Consider the following 18,892-nt stretch of genomic DNA (forward strand, 5'->3'; position numbering starts at 1 on the left):
CCGCGGCATCACCCGAGCAGGATGAGCCCGCATCCGCCCGAACGGCCACCGGTGACCGCCTCGCCCGCATCCGGCGACCATCAAGCACTGCGGCGGTGGTGAAGATCATCGCCACCCCATGCGAGCCGGTGGTGTCGCGAAATAACGTATGGACTGTTGTCCATACGTGTGTCCATGATTCGCATTGTGCTGCCGATGTGACGACGGAATTGATGCGCCCGCGCGGTATGGAGTTCGAGGTCGACGTGCGGAAGCGCGATGACAGTGACCGCGGAGTGGTTCTGCTGCACGGCTTTCCGCAGAGTTCCCGTGGCCCGCGGACGAGATCGCCACCGCGATCGCCCGGTGGATGGAGCGTGCCGCGGAGGCGTAGGGGCGACAGCTCTGCGCTGCCTCAGAAGGAGGCGAAGCGGGCGGCGATGTCGGCGGCTGTCACCGTGGCGAGTTCGACGAGGAACGGGACTCGTTCGGGGATCATGAGGGTGGTGGGGCCGCGGAGGCCGAGGGCGAAGCGGCAGTCGCCTGCCGGGGTGAGGATGGGCAGGCCGATGGTGCGGAAGCCGGGGTCGAGCTCTTCGTCGTTGTAGGCGTAGCCGCGGGCGCGGGTGTTGTCCAGTTCGGTGCGGAGTTCGGTTGGGGTGGAGACGGATCGGGTGGTGCCCTCGTCGTAGGGGAGGGTGTCCAGGAAGTCGTCGGGGGTGTCCGACCAAGCGAGCAGGGCCTTGCCCAGGGCACTTGCGTGCAGGGGCAGGCGCACGCCCATCAGGCGGTGGCCGTCGGTTTCCCGCCAGCGACTGGTGCCGAGCAGTACGGCGTGAATGCTGTGGCGGATGGCTACCGAGGCATTGGCGCCGGTGGTGGCGGCGAGCTGCTCGAGGCTGGGCTCGGCGAGATAGATCCGGTGCTGGCGGTACGCGATCTGACCGTATTCGGCCAGCGCTCCGCCCATCCGGTAGCGACTGGAGGCTTCGTCCTTGTCCAGGAATCCGGCCTGAACGAGGGCGGTGAGCAGCCGATGGGTGGTACTGATCGCCAGCCCTTGCTGACGGGCGACTTCCGATACGCCGCGGTCTTCGCCGTCGCGGAAACAGTCGAGCACCGACAGGGCGCGGGTGACGGTCTGCACACCGGAGGTTTCCACGATGCCGACCGTAGCATGACCGGACGGCGCAACCGGCCCGATCATTCCACTATTCGGAAAGCCATCTGGAGACGACTTAGGTTCACGGTGTGCGAAAATCTGTACTACTGGGCAGAAGTGGCAAGGCTCTCGAATATCTGCTCGGCGGGACCTGAACGGCTGATCTGTCAAGCTTTCCGATCTGCGGAAAGCATTACCTCGTATCGAATCCCGCGCGGACCTACTGTCGCCGAGTAGTCGCTCGACTTCGGTCGATGAATTCGGAAGAGGTGCTCCACGATGTTCCGCACGCGCAGGCCATACGGTTGGCGTCTCGCGCTCGCGCTCGCTCCCGTCGTCGCTCTGGCGGCGGCGTGTGGCTCCGGAGCCGCTACCGACGCGGGCTCCGGCAAGGACCTGGTCCTGAAGGTGGCCGATCCCGGTAATTCGGGTCCGCTGGCGGTGGCCAAGCGGGACGGGACCTTCGACAAGGCGCTGGCCCCGCTCGGCGCGAAGGTCGAATGGGTCACCACCACACCGGGTTTCAGCTCCATGCTGAAGCTGTTCAACACCCGGCAACTCGACGTGTCCGGGGCCGCGTTCAGTCCCGTCGTAGGCGCGCTGTCCAAGGATGTGGCGGTGCGGATCGCGGCGGTGCAGGATCCGGCGGGTAGGGACCAGAGCGGCATCATCGCCACCAAGGCGTCAGGTATCCACTCGGTGACCGACCTGGTCGGCAAGCGGGTCGCGGTGAATCCGGCAGGGAAGGGCGAGTACATCCTGCTCGAGGCCCTGGCGCAGGCCGGAGTTCCGGCCGACAAGGTGACGCGGGTTCCGTTGCAGCAGAAGGACGCCGCCTCCGCCTTCGCCACCGGCAAAGTCGACGCGTGGGCCTCGTTCCTGGTGCCCTACCAGGAGGCCAAGGCCAACGGTGGTGTCGAGATCGCCACCGAGCAGAGCATCGGGTCCAAGGACAACACGGTGGTGGTGTTCCGCACCGAAATCCTCGACAAGCGACCGGAAGTCGCCGCCAAATATCTCGAAGTGCTGCAAGGGCTGACCGTCCAGCAGCACGACAATCCGACCGCGTTCGAGAACGTCTTCGAGCGCAGCGGGCCCACGGCGCTCAGCGGCGCCCGGCTGGCGGATGCACTGCGGGTCGACGCCGAGGCCACAATTCCGCGGCTGCCGCGCGACTCCGATGCCGCCGACCTCGCCGACGTGGTGAACCTGTTCGCCGACAACGGCGTGATCAGCCGCAAGATCACCGCCGCCGACATCTTCTACGACCTGAAGGCCAAGCTCACTCCCGATCAGCTGGCCGCATTACAGAAGGGTCGCTGAGATGACCGCCGCCGTCGTTCGTGCCGAATCGGCCGGTTCGCTCGCACCACCACGCAGCAGAGTCGAGAAACGCAGGCCCGCATGGCTTTCGGTGCCGCTGCGCATTCTGCTGCCGGTACTGATCGTGGCCGGCTGGTGGATCGGTTCGGCGACCGGCGCACTGTCACCGCAGGTGCTGGCCGGGCCGCCGAAGGTCTGGTCGGCGTTCACCGAACTGCTGCGCAGTGGCCAGCTCGTCGACTTCGCGCTCGCCTCGTTCACGCGCGCGGCCTTCGGAGTGCTACTGGGGGTGAGCGCGGGTCTGCTACTCGGTCTCGCGGCCGGATTGTCGAGTCTGGGTGAGGAATTGGTCGATTCCACGATGCAGATCGTGCGTGCGGTCCCGTTCCTGGCTCTGGTGCCGCTGTTCATCGCGTGGTTCGGTATCGACGAGCTGTACAAGGTGCTGCTCATCGCGGTCGCCACCATCGCGCCGATGTACGCCTACACCTACCTCGGGGTGCGCAATGTGGACCGTAAGGTGGTGGAGGCGGCGCGCGGATTCGGCCTGACCGGTCCGCGGCTGGTACTCGAGGTTATCCTGCCCTCGGCGCTGCCGGGCGTGCTCATGGCGCTGCGAGTATGCCTGTCCATCAGCATCACCGGTCTGATCGCCGCCGAACAGGTCGGCACCAGCAAGGGCGTCGGATACCTGGTCACCCTCGCGCAGGAATACAACCGCACCGACTACATGGTCCTGTGCGTCGTGCTCTACGCACTGCTGGGCCTGATCTTCGATGGCGTGGTGCGGCTGATCGAACGCTTCGCGATGCCCTGGCGCGGACAGGTGGCGATCCGATGACCGTCGTGGACGAATCGCGCACCGTCGCACCGGCGGCCGTGCGCATCGAAGGATTACGAAAAGCGTTCGGCGACAAGGTCGTTCTCGACGGTGTGGATCTGACCGTCCGCCGGGGCGAATTCGTCGTGCTGCTCGGTCCCAGCGGCACCGGCAAGACCACCCTGCTGCGCCTGCTCACCGGGCTGGAAGCGCCGGATGCGGGGCAGGTGCTGGTACCGGCCGTCCGCACCACCGTCTACCAGGAGCCCCGGCTCATTCCGTCCAAGCGGGTGCTGGCCAACGTGGTCGTCGGGCAGCGCCGGGCGAAGTCGACGCGAGAGGCGGGCCTGCGCGCGCTGGCCGAGGTCGGGCTCGACGGGAAGTCGCGCCAGTGGCCGGCCACCCTGTCCGGCGGTGAGGCGCAACGTGCGGCGCTGGCCCGCGCCCTGGTCCGGGAACCCGAACTGCTGCTGCTGGACGAGCCGTTCGCCGCGCTGGACGCGTTGACCCGATTGCAGATGCAGGATCTGGTCGGCGACCTCGTGGCGCGGCATCGCCCCGCTGTCCTCATGGTCACGCACGACGTGGACGAGGCGGTCCGGCTCGCCGACCGAGTCCTCGTCCTGGACCGCGGCCACTTCGCCGTCGACATCGATATCGATCTCGGGCACCCCCGGGACCGCACGGACCCCGGCGCCCTGCGCTACCGGGCGAGTCTGCTCGCCGAACTCGGCGTCGGACGTGTCACCGACAGCCACCGAACCCATTGACCTCAGGAGCATTTCATGACCGACACCCTCTGGTACACACGTTGCCCGGTGCCCACGGCCAGTGGCCTGGCGCACAGCCTCGGCTGGCTGGGCGACACCGCCCAGCGCAACGGCCTACAGTTCGGAGTTCTCCAGGACGCCGGGCCGGAACTGGCCGGATCCCACTTCGACCACGGGCTGTCCGGACTGATCCGAGAGGGCGGCAATGTGCCCGCGATCGCCGCCAGGGCGCAGGGCTCACCGACCCGGCTCATCGGTCTGACCTGGATCGACGAGGCCCAGGCGATTCTGGTCGGCCCGGATTCGCCGGTGCGCACGCCCGCCGGGCTGGCCGGGCTGCGGATCGGCATTCCGGCGTGGGCGCAGGATCAGGCACGCAGCTTCCCGCGGGCCATGGCGCTGCACGGCTTCACCAGCGCCCTGCGCCTGGGTGGGCTCGGCCTCGCCGACGTCACCGTCGTCGAGTTGGGTGTCGAACGAGATCCGCAGGTGCGCACCGAGATTCAGCAGCGTGCCCGTCGCGTGACCTGGGGTGCGGAGGAACTCGTGCGCGGTGAGGTGGACGCCATCTACGTCAAGGGCGCCCGCGCCCAGGAAGTCGCCGCACAGCACGGCTTGCGAGTGGCCGTGGACCTCGATGCCACCGAGACGAGGCGGCTGCGCGTGAACAACGGCACCCCACGCCCGATCACCGTGCACCAGGATCTGCTCGATTCCGCTCCCGAGGTGGTGATCGGGTTCCTCGCGCAGAGTCTGCGTGCCGCCGACTGGGCCGCCGACAACCTCGACGGTGTGCGCAGCGTGCTGCAACGCGAAACCCTTTCCGGCCCAGAAGGTGTCGAGGCGGCCTACGGCGCGGACTTCCATCGCGGTCTGCATCCGACACTGGACGAGGATCGGGTGGAACTCCTGGGTGTGCAGAAACAGTTCCTGTACACCCACGGGTTCCTGACCGCCGACTTCGACCTCGAATCCTGGGTTGCCCCGGAGCCACTGGCACGGGCTCGCGAACTCGTCGCCGCCGGGCGGGTAGCGGCATGACCGAATTCCTGTGGCGGCTGCCGAGCCGCGGCGACGGTCGGCGCGCGCGCCCCGAACTGCGGCACCGCGGCGGCTTCTGGGATCCGGCACCGACTCCGGCGACGGGTATCGGTGTCCCGCGCCCGGCCGATCGTGAGCCCACCGATGTGCGGCCCGGCCGCTTCGGACCCTTCGACGATCTGCATCAGGTGATCGACGCCGCGGAACTGGCCGGGCTCGACGGTGTGCTCGCTCCCTACGATCCGCTCGGTGAGGAATCCTGGATCGTCGCCGGGGGAGCGTTGCGCGCGACCCGCCACACCCGGGTGATCGTCGAATTCCAGCCTGCCTTCGGCACTCCCGTGTACGCGTCCAAGATGTCGGCGACGCTGCAGCGATTGTCGGGCGGGCGGCTGGGATGGCGGTTGGCGGTGGATACCGACGCCGAGGACGGCCGCAGCCGCGGTGACCGCGTGACCGGGGACGATCGCTACACCCGAGCCGCGGAATTCCTCACCGTCGCACGTGGGGTCTGGAACTCAGAGCCCGTGCCGGGGGCCGGATTCCGGGGTACCGGGGTCGAGTTCGCGGGGGAGTACTTCGACGTGATCGACGGCGGTTTCCGTGGCGTGCTGTCCGGCCTGCCCTTCCCCGAAGTCCATCTGACCGGCACTTCGGCTGCCGCACTGGATCTTTCGGCTCGGCACGGCGATGTGCACCTGTTCACCGAAACACCGGACGGTCCGGCGCGAGCGCTGGGGGCGCTGCGCGCTCGCACCGCCGAGACCGGCCGCACCGTGCGCGCCGGGCTCGAGCTGCCGATCATCGCTCGCGAAACCGAGGACGAAGCCTGGGCACGCGCGGAAAGGCAATGGCGCGAGGTGCGTCCGGACGGTCCTGGCGCTCGGGCACTGAGCCTGGGAGACGGGCGCTGGGCCGGATTCGACGTCCTCGGCTATCCCCAGACCGCCGGCCTGGTCGGCAGTTACGAGCAGGTGGCCCGGCAGCTTCGGGCATATGCCGCAGCCGGTTTCGACACCGTCGTGCTGACCGGACATCCGCACATCGAAGAGGTGCACCGCGCCGGTGAGCACCTGCTGTTCCTCGCCGATCCGGCCGCACGCACGCTGAAGGAGGCCGCGGTATGACCATCGACACCTACTGGCGCATCGGCATGGAAGGCGACCACGCCTCGTTGCGCACCCCGCGCCGCTACAACCGCGGCAACGCCGCCGGGTACGGCCCCGGCAATATCGCTCCGGCCATCCGCGGCGGAGAACTGGACGGCTACAGCTATATCGACCACGTCGCCGCCGTCGCCAGGGCCAGCGAGTCCGCCGGATTCCTGGGCGGGCTGCTGCCCTCGTTCCCGGTCACCGAGGACCCCTGGGCCTTCGCCGCCGCACTGGCTCGCGAGACCACCACCTACCGGTTCATGGTGGCCTTCCAGCCGGGTTTCCTGCACCCGGTCCAAGCCGCGCGAATGTCGGCGAGCCTACAGCGCGCCACCGGCGGCCGGCTCGTCTACAACATCATCAGCGGCGGTGGCGGACCTGCCCAATTGTGGTGGGGCGACAAGGTTTCCCACGACGATCGCTACGCCCGCACCAGTGAATTCCTCGACGTGCTGCGCGGAGTGTGGGATGGCGATCCCTACACGCACGACGGCCGGTTCTTCCGCACCGAGGGCGCTGCACTGCCACCGGGCCTGGCGGGTCAGTCCTTCCCGGAGGTCTACTTCTCCGGATCCTCCGGCGCCGCGGTACAGGCCGCCGGTCGGCATGCGGACTACTACCTGTCCTGGCTCGAGCCGTTCGGCGACCTGCGCGCCAAATTCGACGGCGTGCGCGCCCACGCCGAGAAGATCGGCCGCACACCGAAATTCGCGGTCCGCATCGACATCCTGGCCCGGCACACCGAGGAGGCGGCCTGGGACGAGATCCGCAAGGGCTGGGCCTTCGTCGACCGGGACGCGGCCAACCGCGCGGCGCAGGGCGATTCGGTGGGTGCGGGCCGCATCAAAGGCTGGGTACCCGAAACCATCACCGGCTACCGGGATCTCGAAGTTCAGCCCAACGTCTGGTGCGGCTTCAGCCTGATTCGCGGCGGTCCCGCCTTCGGCCTGGTCGGCAGCTACGAACAGGTCGCACAGCGTCTGGACGAGCTGATCGACCTCGGCGTCGACGCCTTCATCCTCGCCGGTAACCCGCACCTGGAAGAGGCATATCGCGTGGGGGAGGAAGTGCTGCCGCTGCTCGGCCGTTCCCGCCTGACCACTGCGGCCGGTGCGTCCTCGCTCACCCACGCCCACTAGGAGAAATCATGACCAGCACCGAGATTCGGCTCACCGATACCGTGACCGAATTCGCCGCCGCCGCCGCTCGCGATGCCGAGAAGGCGTTCCGGGTGTTGCGCGACACCAGCACCGTGACCGGGAACGGAACCGTCAACTTCGTCGAACGGGTGCCCGGTGAGGACATCGCCGTCGCACTGAACGAACCCGGGCCCTGGGCGGATGATCGCACCGTGCGTCCCGTGGTGGCGACGTTCGATGGAGAAGTGTTGTCCGGCAACGGCTCTGCCGGTTTCGTCACCGGCTACGCCCCGGTGTTCCGCGCCCATCCCGACATCACCTCTGTGGTGCACGTGCACAGTCCCTGGCTCGGCGGCTGGGCCCAGACCCACCGCACCTTCCCCATCCGCTACGCGGCCGTCCAGCGCCTGACCCTGTCCCGGGAGATCCCGCCGCACATCGACCGCAGCATCGGCGCCGGTGCGTTCGTCCTGGACCGGCTGACCCAGGATCCCGACCTGATCGCCATCTTCGAGGCCAACGGCGGTGCGAACGTCATCGGCCGCGCCGGGCTCCTGGAGCTGGCGAAACTGGTGGTGCTGCTGGAAGAGGGCGCCCAATACCAGGCGATAGCCGAAACCCTCGGCGGCTCGGTCGAATTCGACAAATCCAATCTGGCCGTGCAGTGGGGTCGCACCGGGCTGGCCGACGAGGCCCGCCGCCGCGGCCTGATCTGACACCTTCCCCGCACAACTTCCCCCAGGAGCACCCGTGACCGTTCGTGTCGGCTACTTCCCGCACAACAACTCCCTGTTCGTCCTGCGCCACCGCGGCATCCTGGAACGCGCACTGCCCGAGGTGGAATGGGTGGATCTGCGCGACCTGCCCCAGCCCGGCCGTGCCGACGTGAAATCCGCGCTGCCGTCGGTGCATTCGGACCACCTGTTCACCGAGGGCGGCTACGACTTCATCGGTACCGGCTTCACCCCGCCGATCACCGCACTCGGCAACGACCGCGACATCGTGTACGTCGGCATCTCCGGACCTCGCATCGAGAACGGGCGTCTGGTTACCAAGGCGGGCAACGGAATCGAGTCGGTGGCCGATCTGAAGGGCAAGCGGGTCGGCATCGCGCACGGATCCTGGCAGACCACCCTTCTGCTGTTCGCGCTGGAGAAGGCAGGGCTGGGCTGGGCCGATATCGAACCGGTCGACACCGATGTCCACGACGGTGGTGCGCTGCTGCTCGACGGCTCCCTGGATGCGTGGGTCGGCGCGTATCCGGGGCTGACCGCAGTCGAAGCGGCCACCGCGCTGCACACCCTCGTCGACACCGAGTCCGTGTTCACCCACCCCTCCCTGTGGTTCACCCGCCGCGAGTTCGCCGAGAACAACCGCCCCGCACTGGAAGCCATCATCACCGCACTGCAGCAATCCGACGCCTGGATCGTGCAGAATCCGCGCGCCGCGGCCCAGTACTTCGTCGACGATGTCGTCGCCCGCGGCGGCACCGCCGACCTGGACGCCTGGGAAGCCGCCCTGCGCGGCCGCCCGTTCGGGATCGGTCCGGTGACGGAGGAATTCCTCGACGAACAGCAGCACGCCGCCGACCTCCTCGCGGTGAACAAGCTGCTACCCAAGACGATTCGAGTTCGCGACGCGGTGGAACCCTCGATCGGCGACTTCGTCGTCCAGGCGGCCACCGCGAACTGATCGCGCGAACTCGGCGTCCCAGCCCGCAGTGCTCGTCGGTCCACGGGCTGGGACGCCCCGGCGCAGGCGCTGTGGGCCCGGCGTCCTGGTCGCGGGCGATCTCGCGGAAGTCGAAGTCCTGCGCCCGAATTGCGGTGGCGCCCTCGTAAATTTCAGCGTGCGGCCGAAGCCAGCGGGGCGCCCGGGCAACTCGCCGAAGCAGTGGCGATGGTCGCCGACGGCGGCCGGATACTCGCAGTCGGCATCCCGAAAGAGCCACCCGCGCTGGACTTCCACTCGATGATCTTCCGCGAGATCACCCTCGACACGACGCTGGCCCACGTCTGTGACACCGACCTGTCCGCAGCACTGGACATCCTGAACGACAGCCCGATCGGGCACGAATTCGCCGAGACGCCAGTGGCACTCGACCGTCTCGGCGGCTGCCTGGACCGCCTCGCCGACGGTCGAGTGGAAGGCAAGATCCGCATCGATCCCAGCGCACGAGTGCATTGACCGCCGACTTCCGCAGCACCGCAGCAATTGTCGACGGCAACCCCGTCACCGTGCTCGGGCTGCAGATCGGGACGGTGGACACGATCGGCCCCCAACGTCGAGTACAGCGAGGGTCGACCCGCGGAAGCTCGCGTACCGCAGCGGTCTCGACTGCTTCCGCAAGGCGATCGAGTTCGGTGGCGACAGGTGCGAGTTCGTCGAGGTTCCGGACCGTGACGGGGATATCGGCACCACGTTGCCGGGCCTGCTGGTGGCGGCGGGTGGCGATCGGCCGGGGCCCTACATGGTGCAGTTCAACGGCCTCGACTCGACCAAGGAGATGGTGTACGGCACCGGGCCGGCTCAGCAATATCTCGCGCGCGGGATCTCCACGCTCATCATCGACCAGCCCGGCACCGGAGAAACCTTGCGGCTCAACGGGATCGCCGAAGCCGAGCGCTGCGGGGCCGCATGCATCGACTATCTGACCGAGCGCCGAGATTGCGATCCGGAGCACATCGGTGTCGGCGGCTGGTCACTCGGCGGCTACTTCGCGCCCCGCCGCGCAGCCTTCGAACCGCGATTCGAACTCTGCGCGGCGTGGGGCGCGATCTACGACGCCGCCTACCGGCCGTTCCTGTCCGCCCAGGCCGTCAAGGGATACCGGCAGATCGTCGAATCCGTCACCGCCGTCCGGTGGTCGTGAGCCGTTGTCGGGGTGCCGAAACCGCGCCGGACGGGCCGGTCAGGCGGATTTCCATGCGGTCGGTCGCCGGTCCGAGCGACACCAGGGCCGTCTCACCGGCCCGGGGTTCGGCGTCCGCGCGAATTTCGGCGCGTTCGTCGCTGGTCAGGGAGTCCAGTTGCGCCGCAACCGTTCTGGCCGCGGTCCCCGGGATGTTGCCGGTCGCCGAGAACGTGGCTTCTGCCAGCGCATAGCCGGGAATCATGACACCCGGACGAACTCCGAACGGCGCCAATGCTTTCGGGAAATCGCGCAGCGTCGTCGCGGTCACCCGCTCGCCGCCGTTCACCGCGAACCTCCACTGGCTCAGGTCCGCCTGCCCCAGTGCGCCGCTGCCCGCTGCGGTGATCATGCGGTCGAAGGCGAAGTTGGAGCCGGTCAGACCGGTGCCACGGATATCGGCCAGGTACCGCAACGCACCGGCGGTGTCCCGGATGAACTGGACCGTCGGCATCAGATGCGCCTCGGCGCCGACAGCCATCGCGGTGCTCAATCCGAACAGCCCCAGATCGTGGAACAACGGCGCCCACAACAGAATTCGATCCTCCGCAGTGACTCGTGCACGGGCCGCGGACCCCGCCGTCGCGCTGAACACCGCGCGATGAGACAGCAGAACCCCCTTCGGAGCGGCCGTCGAGCCCGAGCTGAATTGCAGCACCGCGGTATCGGCGGACCGTGCCGGGGCGACGGCGGGCGGGTTCGCCGACGGTGCGCAGTCCTCCACTCGGATCACCGTGACGCCGCAGCGGCTCGCCAGCTCCTCACCGAACTGCCCGAACGGCCCGGCCACGAGGACATGTCGCATGCGGGCCGCGGAAATCATCGGGCCGAACTGGGACATCGGGTCGTTGCCGGTCAGGCGGACCGGCAACACGCATGCCACCGTGCCCGCGACCACGGTCCCGAAGAACCCCGCCACCGAATCCGGAGCTGTTGGGCGCCAGCACCCCGACGACCTCGCCGGGCTGCGCCCCCGCCGCGATCAGCCGGTGAGCCACGCCGTAGGCCAGCGGCGGCACATCGGGATAGGGCATCGCCGTCCCTTCGGCGGGAAAGACGATCCTGCCCGGGTGTGAATGGAAGGAATCCACGACCTCGACCAGCGACTCGAACGACGCCCACTCACCTACCGTGCGGCACCCATCATCTCCAACGCCATCCCACTCCGGCAACGAACACCGGACCCGGCGTCCTCAGTGGCCGACATCGCCGGATACCAGGCAGAACCGTAATGTCGGCAGTGCCGACGCGCGACTCGAAGCCCAAGCCGCCGAGCGGGATTGGTCGGTTCATGATGTGGATCGAATCGGCGACGGTCGTGTAGCGCCCAACCGCTTTGACCAGCAGCCCGAGTGGCAGCACATCGGCGATGCCAGCGGACCACTTCGCGTGTTCGGGGGGATCGGCGTGACGAACATCCCATCGGCTGGAGGGGTGTATCCGGGGACCGGTCCGTGTCGCGCCGTCACCGCATCGCGGCGGGTGCTACCGCGGTGAGTTGGAGATGCCGTATCGGGAGAGCTTGCGGTACAAGCGGGCTGGAACCGGCCGCAGCACGCGGTCGACGGTCAGGAGTGTCGGCCACCGGGTTTGGTTGCCGTACCGATGATCAGCGGTCGGACGATGGGGACCATCATTCCCTGCCAGGTCTCTTCCTGAACCTCGTCGACCTCCAGTCCCGATGCCCGGATCAGCTCGAGGGTGGCGCGGTTGCAGCGGCAGCCCTCCGCGAATCGGCGCCAGGGGACTTCGAGGCGGTCCTGCCACCGGGCAAGTCGCGGTGACTTCGAGCGGATGTGTTCGAGGAACAGCAGACTGCCGCCGGGGCGCAGCACGCGCTCGACCTCGCGCAACACCGCATCGGGTCTGTCGACAGTGCACAGCACGAGTGTGGAGACGACGGTGTCGACGGATTCTTCGGTGAACGGCAGCTGGTCCGCCGACGCGTCGAGCACTTTCGCGTTTCGTTGGGTGGTGCGCACTCGCCGGTCCAACCGCGCACGCATCGCGGGCTCGGGTTCGGTGAGAATGAGCTCTTCGACATCGCCGGGGTAGTGCGGCAGGTTGAGACCGGTACCGCTGCCGAGTTCGATCGTCCGCCCTCTCGCCCGGCCGAGCACCTGGCGTCGACGAGCCCCCATGCCCGCCCGCTCGCCCCACCACAGGAGGGGGTCGTACAGTGTCGCGAACACCCGCGCCCACAGGTCCGAGCCCTGTGTGGCCGCCGCCGGTGCGGTGCCACTCATGCATCCGATGATACGTCGGCAGACACTGTGGTGTAGCTGCGGAGAACTACCCGGGCCAGGGCATATGATCGGGCGCAGTGCCCGACACGGCGGTGGATTCAGTCGGTGACCGGGCGTGCCGAGCGATCCGGCAGGATCCCGGCGTCGACGAGTTCGTCATAGATCCGCTGCTGCTCGTCGTCGAGATTCGAGTACAGCATGTCGTACGCGCGCTCTTCCTCGGCGAGCACCGCGACGGGATCCCAGTCGTCACCGAGCGCCGCGAGGACAGCGCTGCGTCGTCGCGCCTCGTCGAGCGCGAGGTCGTAAGCAAAATCGTGGTCGGCCATCAGGCATCTCCAACCAGGTTCTATCCGAGATCGAATTGGCAACGCTGCCCAACCACGACAGACTGGGCAATGATCCGCATCACGTCTTCGGGTTGCGGTCGGTCACATTCGGTGGCCGTGCGGGCACGACACTGTGCCGCGCGGAGAGATATTTCGTTGGCAGGCAAAAGGACTCATCAGACTCCGACCGCTCCGGGAAAACTCGAAACAGAGAATGAGCGGCTGATTCTGGCAAATTGACTGCAATAGCACGTACCCGTCATGCAATCTCATCGGCACAAAACAATTTCGGCACCGAGGGGGATGCGGACGGAGCGGCGAACTACCGAGGCAAGATCATTTGGGGTGGGACAGGTCCCTGACGCCGGCGATCGAATCGATGATGTTCTTGATGGTGGACGTGCCCTCGTCGAGGGCCGAGCTGCCGGAGTCGAGCGTGGCGGAACCGGTCGACGAGCCGGCCGAACCCGAGGACGAGCCGCTATCGGACGATCCCGAGGCCAGGGCAGCGGAACCGGAACCTGCGGAGGGGGCGCCGGCGGCGGAGGCCACCGCGACCGGGCCGAAGAACAGGGCGGCGGCGGAGACGGTGGTGGCTGTAACGGCAAGGGCCTTACGACGGATCATGTATAGAGCTTCCTTCACTGTTGGATAACGACGCCATCACGGCGCTTACCAGACAGGTTATGAATGCGATATCTATAAATCCACTGATTGTTATGTGGCGATGATCACCGTTAATATTTGGCTACCGGCATGTTGTGCCTCGATGGCACAGTTTGATCTTCATTCCCGATGTGAATTCCATGATCAAATTCGGATGATATTTCGGCGCACCCCCGAAGGTCGATGGCGACGCACCCGTCCCTGACGACGAACACTCGATCCGGGCTCGTCGACGAGAACGATTCGGGCACATCGAGATTGAACGGCGGCTGCGTTCAGGACTTCGTCGCGGCACCGGTGAGTGTGTCGAGCCGGGGCCAGTAGCGGTGGTCGGCGTCTATGACGATCCGGTGAGCGTGGACCAGACCACCGTCGGGCAGCGCACGCGCGTCGGCGAGGTGGTTCGGGTCGGTGCCGGGTTCGTGGATATGGACGAGTGGTTCGTTGTCCCGGCGCGGCCAGCAGGCCAGCGCGACGGTTGCGCCGAGCGTGGCCACGACGGCGAGCACGGTCCAGGTGGTGGTGAATCCGTGTGTGGTGGCGAGCCATCCGGTGGCCGGGTAGATCAGCAGCCAGCAGGCATGGGACAGGGAGAACTGCGCGGCGAACAGGGCGGGGCGGTCCTCGTCGCTGCTGGAGCGGCGCAGCACCCGCCCGGTGGGAGTCAGCACCAGCCCGGTGCCTGTGCCGATGGCTGCCCAGATCGGGAACAGGATCGGGTAGCGCCAGTCATCGCTTGTCGCAGTCGACACGACGAGCGCGCCGACGATCGCGGCGAGCAGCACTACGGCACCGAGGAGCATGAGGGTGCGCTCACCGACGTGTTCGAGCAGTCGGGGCACCGAGAGCGCGACGGTGATCACGCCGAGCCCGTTGGCGGCCAGCAACCAGGCCACGTCGGATTCGGAGCGGCCGAGGGTTTGCTGAACCAGATTGACGGTGTTGACCATGACGATCGATCCGACCGCCGCCACGACGAAATTCAGGCCCATCAGCCCACGCAGGCGCGGGGTGGCGGTGAAGATCCGCACTCCCGCCAGGGTCCGGTCGAGGACGGCGGTGTCGGCGATGCGACGGGTGGCGTCGGGGATTCGGCTCGAGACCACCAGGGACGCGGAGAGCAGGAATCCGGCGGCTGTGCCGGTGAACAGCCAGTGGAAGGACACAACCCCGACCAGGACCGCGGCCAGCAAAGGACTCAGCAGCGTTTCCATGCTCGAAGCGAGTTGGGAGTACGACAGTGCCCGGGTGTAGTCGCGTTCGTCGGGCAGGATGTCCGGCAACACCGCCTGGAAGGTCGGGGTGAACGCCGCCGACGCCGATTGCAGGACCGCGATCAGCACGTAGACCTGCCACACCTGGCTCACGAACGGCAGCGCCAGCACGATCGAACCCCGCACCAGATCCAGACCCACCAATCCCAGCCGGCGAGGCACCCGATCCGCCCACGCACCGGCCAGCGGCGCGATGAGCACGTAAGCGACCATCTTGATGGTCAACGCCGTGCCCAATACCGCACCCGCGCGCGGTCCGGCCAGCTGATAGGCCAGCAGCCCGAGCGCGACGGTGGTCAGCCCGTTGCCGAACAATGCCACCAACTGCGCACCGAACAGGTGCCGGTAGTCCCGGTGAGCGAACAGAGCTGCTGCCGGAGCGGGGCGTGAGGGTTGCGGCGAGGTCACACCCACGAGCATACGTGCATGAGTGCGCACATGAAGGGCTATGGTGGGATGGGATAACCGCCGGTCGCGGGCGCGACACTTCGCAATGCAGCGCCTAGCCGCTTACTACACTCGCTACTACAAAGCCCCTTCCGTGTCCCGGCAACGGGATCGCCAGTGCGTGGTCGCGAAGGGAAACCCCGGAAAGCGGTGAGCATCATGGGAGATACGACCGGCGCCAACGCGGAAGAACTGCCGCAGCCGAGCCTGGCTCACCCCGTCGCCCCGGATCAGCAGCGCCTCGACGTCGCGACGAACACCTTCCGCATGCTCGCCGACCCGACCAGGCTGCACATTCTGGCGATTCTGGCCGACACGGCAGCCGATGTCACCACCCTCACCGAAGCGTGTGGAGTCTCGCGCACCGCAGTCAGCCAACACCTGGCCAAACTCCGCTTCACCGGCTTGGTCGAGACCCACAGAGAAGGCCGACGGGTGATCTACCGCATCCGCGACGGTCACCTGACCCGCCTCGTGCGCGAAGGTCTCAACCACGCCGACCACGTCGTCACCGGCGAACCCAGCCACGGCTGACCACGGCCACCGGCTCACGAGCCGTAGTGGAGTGGGTTGCGAGCGCAGTGCCGAATCCGGCAAGTGCGCTCGGATGTGCGACGTGGGTTCACGCAGATGCGCCGTCGGCACTCCGCTCCCGGACAGTGATCTGGCCAACACGGCCATTGGCGTAACTGTGACGCGGGCGGCGCTGTTCGGTCGCCAGTGTGGGCGCCGCCCTCTGGAAACCGCCTGAACTGCGGAAAGGTAACGGGGTGAGCGCGCGAAGGTGATTGGTCGATACCGTGCGGTCTGGGATAAACCGGGATACCATCCTCCAAATTACTGAATAAGGCTCTATTCGCGAACTGAGCGGTCGAAGGCCGTAGCAACAAGAATCCGGGAGGACTCATGCCTGGAGAGTACGGTCGGCCGAACGTCTCGCCGCTTCCACCTGGTCTGACTGCCGATGTGCAGTTGGGCCGGTCGATCTCGATCCGATCACCGACCGGGTCGGTCAACACCCCGCCGCAACGGGTCCTGCTGACCGGCGGGACCGGGTTCCTCGGCGCCTATCTGCTGCACGAGTTCCTCACTCGTACGGATGCGAAGATCTTCTGCCTGGTCCGGGCACGGGGTCATGTCGAGGCATTCGATCGGATCGTGTCCGCGTTGCAAAGGTACAGGCTGTGGGATCCGCAGCACGCCACGCGAATCATGCCGTTCGCCGGTGATGTGTCGGAGCCGGGATTCGGTCTTCTGGCACGGGAATACCGCGCGTTGTGCAGGGCGGACGTCATCGTGCACAACGCCGCCAGAGTCAACCACGTCGAGCCCTACTCCCGGCTGCGCAGCGCGAACGTGCAAGGGACTCGCCAGGTGCTCGAACTCGCGGCCGGCGGGGCGATTCCGGTCCACTTCGTGTCGACGCTGTCGGTCGCCGCGTCCTGCGCACGACCGCCGGCCGGTCCGGTTCTCGAATCGGCCCGTCCAGGACCGGCCGAAGTGCACGGCAATGGTTATCTGTTGAGCAAATGGGCGGGGGAGGAGTTGATCGCGCAGGCGGGTGAGCGGGGACTGCCGGTGGCCGTTCATCGCCCCGACCGCGTCTGTGGCGGTGTGGTGACCGGAGCGGTGAGCACCGACGACGCCTTCTGGACATTGGTGCGCGCGGCGGTGATGCTCGGTGCGGTGGCGGCGGAATCCGCCGAATTCTCCCTGGTTCCAGCGGATTACGTGGCGGCCGCGATCGTCCACCTGGCCACCCACGGTGGCACGGGACGGACCTACCATCTGACGAATCACTCCACCGCCCCGCTGACGCTCGTGTGGGAAAGGTTGCGCGCCAACGGATTCCCGCTGACCACGGCACCTCTGGCAGACCTGGCCGCGCGGTTGACCGGTGCGGCCACCACCGATCAGGGGCTCGCCCGCGCCGCGGCCATCCCGGTGCAGGGTTCGGACGACGCGGTGTGTTTCGACGACAGCAATACCGTGCAGGCTCTGGCCGGTACCTCGATCCGGTGTGCACCGATGAGCGCCGAACTCATCGACCGCCATATCGAGTACCTCGTCGATGTCGGCTTCCTGCCGTCGCCCGTCGCCGCAGCCGGGGCGAGCGCCTGATTCGAAGTCCGGTTCGTCGGGCACATCGGAGGGCGAAGAGCAGGCTCCCGACCGGTTGGTGCCTGGACAATTTCGGCTTTCGCGGCATCTTCTGGTTCTTCGCGATCGCGACGACCGCCGTCTTCGGGCTGCTGATCCGGCTCACCACCGACGAATCCACCCTGCGGTTGCGGTCGCGGATGGATTTCCTCGGTGCGGCACTGCTGGGTCTGGGCATTGCGGGAGTGCTGGTGGCGGTGAGCTTCGTGTGCGCGTGATCAGTTGTGGGGGAGTGGTCCGATATCGTGCCGCCGTCTTTCAGCGCGGCGGCCGGGATCACCTGCAGTGCAGGCGTTTCGGACCGCCATGGTCTCGAGAGTGCAACGCACGTCGTAGATAAAATATCTATATCGACATATGCGAATCTATTAATTAAAGACCGACAACCCAACACAACGACCAAAAGCGCAGAGACGACCAGGAGGCGCCGCGGAACCATCCAGTGCCGCGCCGTACCGCAGCGGCGAAGCTGGCCCGCATCCAGAGCAGGGCGGGCGCTGCCATCCGGTGGAACCCCCGCTGGACGTCTACGACAAAGCGTCCGAGCTGGCGAGCGAGACCGGCGGTTATCACACTGCATCTGATCGCCCGCATGCGCGAACAAGGACGAAACGGGACCGTCGTTATCGTGCAAGGCGATTCGGGCCGGCCCTACACCGACACCTACTGCAACGACGATGGGATCGACGCCAGAGGTTGGGACCTGACGAAAACCAGCCGCAGCACTGGCTCGGTTCACCGCCACAGGTTCATGGACCTCCCGCCTTCGACCTGATTCGCAAATGTCCTCTGGGAAGGCGCGCAGCATTCAGTGCGCCGGCTTGGGTGGTGCTGTGCCGAGTCGGTCACGTACCTCGCTGCACGCCAGCAGTATTCGTTGGATTTGTTGATCGTTGAGTGCTGCGTGTAGTGAGAACCTGATCAAGGATCGGTCCGGGGGCGTGGCCGGTGCGCAGAACGGTGCGCCGAGCACACCGTGTCGTTCGAGGGTGTCGCGCACCCGCAGGCTGTGTGTGTCGGGTCCGGTGGGTATGGAAATGATGTGACTGTCGGATCCTGCGAGGTCGAATCCGTTAGCCGTCAGCGCTTTTCGTACCGCTGTCGATATCTCGTCCAATCGGGTCCGGCGCTGGTCGGCGTTGCGCACGACGTCGAGGGTGGCGGCCAGTCCGGCGATGTCGGGGGAACGCAAGGCCGAGGAGAACACCGCCGGATACGACGCCGACCGGAAGTAGTCGACGAAATCCGGGTCGTGCACCGCGATGAAGCCGGCGCGTCCAGCGAAGGTTTTTGCCAAGCTCGCGGTGCGGAACGCCACCTGCTCGACGAGACCGAGCGCGACGACCGTGCCTGCCCCGCACGGTCCGTCGATACCCAGCGAATGCGACTCGTCGACCACCAGCACACTGCCGGACTCCTCGGAGATCTCGCACAGCCTGGTCAGCGGGCTGTGGCTTCCACTGGTGCTGCA

Annotated in this window: 18 protein-coding genes and 1 pseudogene; 12 read left to right on the forward strand and 7 right to left on the reverse strand. The window is 67.1% G+C overall.

Annotated elements, in window-relative coordinates:
• Nucleotides 1–394 precede the first annotated feature (394 nt).
• Nucleotides 395–1,141, reverse strand: a complete 747-nt coding sequence (locus ON40_RS07185) for an IclR family transcriptional regulator (protein WP_040819877.1) — start codon at nt 1,139–1,141, stop codon at nt 395–397.
• A gap of 279 nt (nt 1,142–1,420) precedes the next feature.
• Here ON40_RS07185 and ON40_RS07190 point away from each other — a divergent pair, with 279 nt between their 5' ends.
• The 10 genes from ON40_RS07190 to ON40_RS07235 all read left to right on the forward strand — a co-directional run bounded on the left by ON40_RS07190 (nt 1,421) and on the right by ON40_RS07235 (nt 10,260).
• Nucleotides 1,421–2,464: an NrtA/SsuA/CpmA family ABC transporter substrate-binding protein gene (locus ON40_RS07190; RefSeq protein WP_040819837.1), complete on the forward strand. Its 1,044-nt coding sequence runs from the start codon at nt 1,421–1,423 to the stop codon at nt 2,462–2,464.
• Between the two features lies 1 nt (nt 2,465).
• Nucleotides 2,466–3,305 carry an ABC transporter permease gene (locus ON40_RS07195; RefSeq protein WP_040819838.1) on the forward strand — a complete coding sequence of 280 codons (840 nt, stop codon included), beginning with the start codon at nt 2,466–2,468 and terminating at the stop codon, nt 3,303–3,305.
• Nucleotides 3,302–4,054 carry an ABC transporter ATP-binding protein gene (locus ON40_RS07200; protein ID WP_040819840.1) on the forward strand — a complete coding sequence of 251 codons (753 nt, stop codon included), beginning with the start codon at nt 3,302–3,304 and terminating at the stop codon, nt 4,052–4,054. The genes ON40_RS07195 and ON40_RS07200 overlap by 4 nt, the downstream gene beginning before the upstream one ends.
• Nucleotides 4,055–4,069: 15 nt before the next feature.
• Nucleotides 4,070–5,095, forward strand: coding sequence for an ABC transporter substrate-binding protein (locus tag ON40_RS07205; protein ID WP_040819842.1), 1,026 nt, complete (start codon nt 4,070–4,072; stop codon nt 5,093–5,095).
• Complete coding sequence (locus ON40_RS07210) at nt 5,092–6,222, forward strand: LLM class flavin-dependent oxidoreductase (protein WP_040819844.1); 1,131 nt, start codon at nt 5,092–5,094, stop codon at nt 6,220–6,222. Before ON40_RS07205 ends, ON40_RS07210 begins: the two co-directional genes overlap by 4 nt.
• Nucleotides 6,219–7,388: an LLM class flavin-dependent oxidoreductase gene (locus ON40_RS07215; RefSeq protein WP_040819846.1), complete on the forward strand. Its 1,170-nt coding sequence runs from the start codon at nt 6,219–6,221 to the stop codon at nt 7,386–7,388. Before ON40_RS07210 ends, ON40_RS07215 begins: the two co-directional genes overlap by 4 nt.
• A gap of 8 nt (nt 7,389–7,396) precedes the next feature.
• Nucleotides 7,397–8,104 carry a class II aldolase/adducin family protein gene (locus ON40_RS07220; RefSeq protein WP_040819847.1) on the forward strand — a complete coding sequence of 236 codons (708 nt, stop codon included), beginning with the start codon at nt 7,397–7,399 and terminating at the stop codon, nt 8,102–8,104.
• 34 nt (nt 8,105–8,138) lie between these two features.
• A complete protein-coding gene (locus ON40_RS07225) occupies nt 8,139–9,080 on the forward strand; it encodes an ABC transporter substrate-binding protein (protein WP_040819848.1) in 942 nt (313 codons plus the stop codon).
• A 207-nt stretch (nt 9,081–9,287) separates the two neighbouring features.
• Nucleotides 9,288–9,575, forward strand: a complete 288-nt coding sequence (locus tag ON40_RS07230) for a hypothetical protein (RefSeq protein ID WP_174435012.1) — start codon at nt 9,288–9,290, stop codon at nt 9,573–9,575.
• Between the two features lie 235 nt (nt 9,576–9,810).
• Complete coding sequence (locus ON40_RS07235) at nt 9,811–10,260, forward strand: alpha/beta hydrolase family protein (RefSeq protein WP_051192779.1); 450 nt, start codon at nt 9,811–9,813, stop codon at nt 10,258–10,260.
• Here the strand turns inward: ON40_RS07235 and ON40_RS47960 are convergent.
• The 5 genes and pseudogenes from ON40_RS47960 to ON40_RS07260 all read right to left on the reverse strand — a co-directional run.
• A pseudogene (locus tag ON40_RS47960) lies at nt 10,238–11,224 on the reverse strand (AMP-binding protein); the annotation flags it as partial. The gene ON40_RS07235 and the pseudogene ON40_RS47960 sit on opposite strands and share 23 nt — an antisense overlap.
• A gap of 643 nt (nt 11,225–11,867) precedes the next feature.
• Nucleotides 11,868–12,545 carry a class I SAM-dependent methyltransferase gene (locus tag ON40_RS07245; RefSeq protein ID WP_040819852.1) on the reverse strand — a complete coding sequence of 226 codons (678 nt, stop codon included), beginning with the start codon at nt 12,543–12,545 and terminating at the stop codon, nt 11,868–11,870.
• 98 nt (nt 12,546–12,643) lie between these two features.
• Nucleotides 12,644–12,874 carry a DUF6400 family protein gene (locus ON40_RS07250; protein WP_373281864.1) on the reverse strand — a complete coding sequence of 77 codons (231 nt, stop codon included), beginning with the start codon at nt 12,872–12,874 and terminating at the stop codon, nt 12,644–12,646.
• Between the two features lie 336 nt (nt 12,875–13,210).
• Nucleotides 13,211–13,501, reverse strand: coding sequence for a hypothetical protein (locus ON40_RS51135; RefSeq protein WP_040819854.1), 291 nt, complete (start codon nt 13,499–13,501; stop codon nt 13,211–13,213).
• Between the two features lie 314 nt (nt 13,502–13,815).
• Entirely contained in the window at nt 13,816–15,222 is a 1,407-nt protein-coding gene (locus tag ON40_RS07260; RefSeq protein ID WP_245567701.1) for an MFS transporter, read from the reverse strand.
• 198 nt (nt 15,223–15,420) lie between these two features.
• Here ON40_RS07260 and ON40_RS07265 point away from each other — a divergent pair, with 198 nt between their 5' ends.
• Nucleotides 15,421–15,795 (forward strand): ArsR/SmtB family transcription factor, encoded by a 375-nt coding sequence (locus ON40_RS07265; RefSeq protein WP_040819886.1) that lies wholly within the window; start codon nt 15,421–15,423, stop codon nt 15,793–15,795.
• A 372-nt stretch (nt 15,796–16,167) separates the two neighbouring features.
• Entirely contained in the window at nt 16,168–17,382 is a 1,215-nt protein-coding gene (locus ON40_RS07270) for an SDR family oxidoreductase (RefSeq protein WP_083895463.1), read from the forward strand.
• Nucleotides 17,383–18,229: 847 nt separating this feature from the next.
• Here ON40_RS07270 and ON40_RS07275 read toward each other — a convergent pair.
• Nucleotides 18,230–18,892 (reverse strand): aminotransferase class I/II-fold pyridoxal phosphate-dependent enzyme (locus ON40_RS07275; protein ID WP_040819887.1); only part of this gene is annotated, 663 nt, incomplete at its 5' end.

Source organism: Nocardia jiangxiensis NBRC 101359, from assembly GCF_000308615.1.
In the GTDB taxonomy this organism is placed as follows: Bacteria; Actinomycetota; Actinomycetes; order Mycobacteriales; family Mycobacteriaceae; genus Nocardia; species Nocardia jiangxiensis.

Excerpts from the sequence above, each read along its gene's own strand:
- ON40_RS07190 (WP_040819837.1), top strand. The coding sequence starts at position 1,421 with ATGTTCCGCACGCGCAGGCCATACGGTTGGCGTCTCGCGCTCGCGCTC.
- ON40_RS07195 (WP_040819838.1), top strand. The coding sequence starts at position 2,466 with ATGACCGCCGCCGTCGTTCGTGCCGAATCGGCCGGTTCGCTCGCACCA.
- ON40_RS07200 (WP_040819840.1), top strand. The coding sequence starts at position 3,302 with ATGACCGTCGTGGACGAATCGCGCACCGTCGCACCGGCGGCCGTGCGC.
- ON40_RS07205 (WP_040819842.1), top strand. The coding sequence starts at position 4,070 with ATGACCGACACCCTCTGGTACACACGTTGCCCGGTGCCCACGGCCAGT.
- ON40_RS07210 (WP_040819844.1), top strand. The coding sequence starts at position 5,092 with ATGACCGAATTCCTGTGGCGGCTGCCGAGCCGCGGCGACGGTCGGCGC.
- ON40_RS07215 (WP_040819846.1), top strand. The coding sequence starts at position 6,219 with ATGACCATCGACACCTACTGGCGCATCGGCATGGAAGGCGACCACGCC.
- ON40_RS07220 (WP_040819847.1), top strand. The coding sequence starts at position 7,397 with ATGACCAGCACCGAGATTCGGCTCACCGATACCGTGACCGAATTCGCC.
- ON40_RS07230 (WP_174435012.1), top strand. The coding sequence starts at position 9,288 with ATGGTCGCCGACGGCGGCCGGATACTCGCAGTCGGCATCCCGAAAGAG.
- ON40_RS07245 (WP_040819852.1), bottom strand. The coding sequence starts at position 12,545 with ATGAGTGGCACCGCACCGGCGGCGGCCACACAGGGCTCGGACCTGTGG.
- ON40_RS07250 (WP_373281864.1), bottom strand. The coding sequence starts at position 12,874 with ATGGCCGACCACGATTTTGCTTACGACCTCGCGCTCGACGAGGCGCGA.
- ON40_RS51135 (WP_040819854.1), bottom strand. The coding sequence starts at position 13,501 with ATGATCCGTCGTAAGGCCCTTGCCGTTACAGCCACCACCGTCTCCGCC.
- ON40_RS07265 (WP_040819886.1), top strand. The coding sequence starts at position 15,421 with ATGGGAGATACGACCGGCGCCAACGCGGAAGAACTGCCGCAGCCGAGC.
- ON40_RS07270 (WP_083895463.1), top strand. The coding sequence starts at position 16,168 with ATGCCTGGAGAGTACGGTCGGCCGAACGTCTCGCCGCTTCCACCTGGT.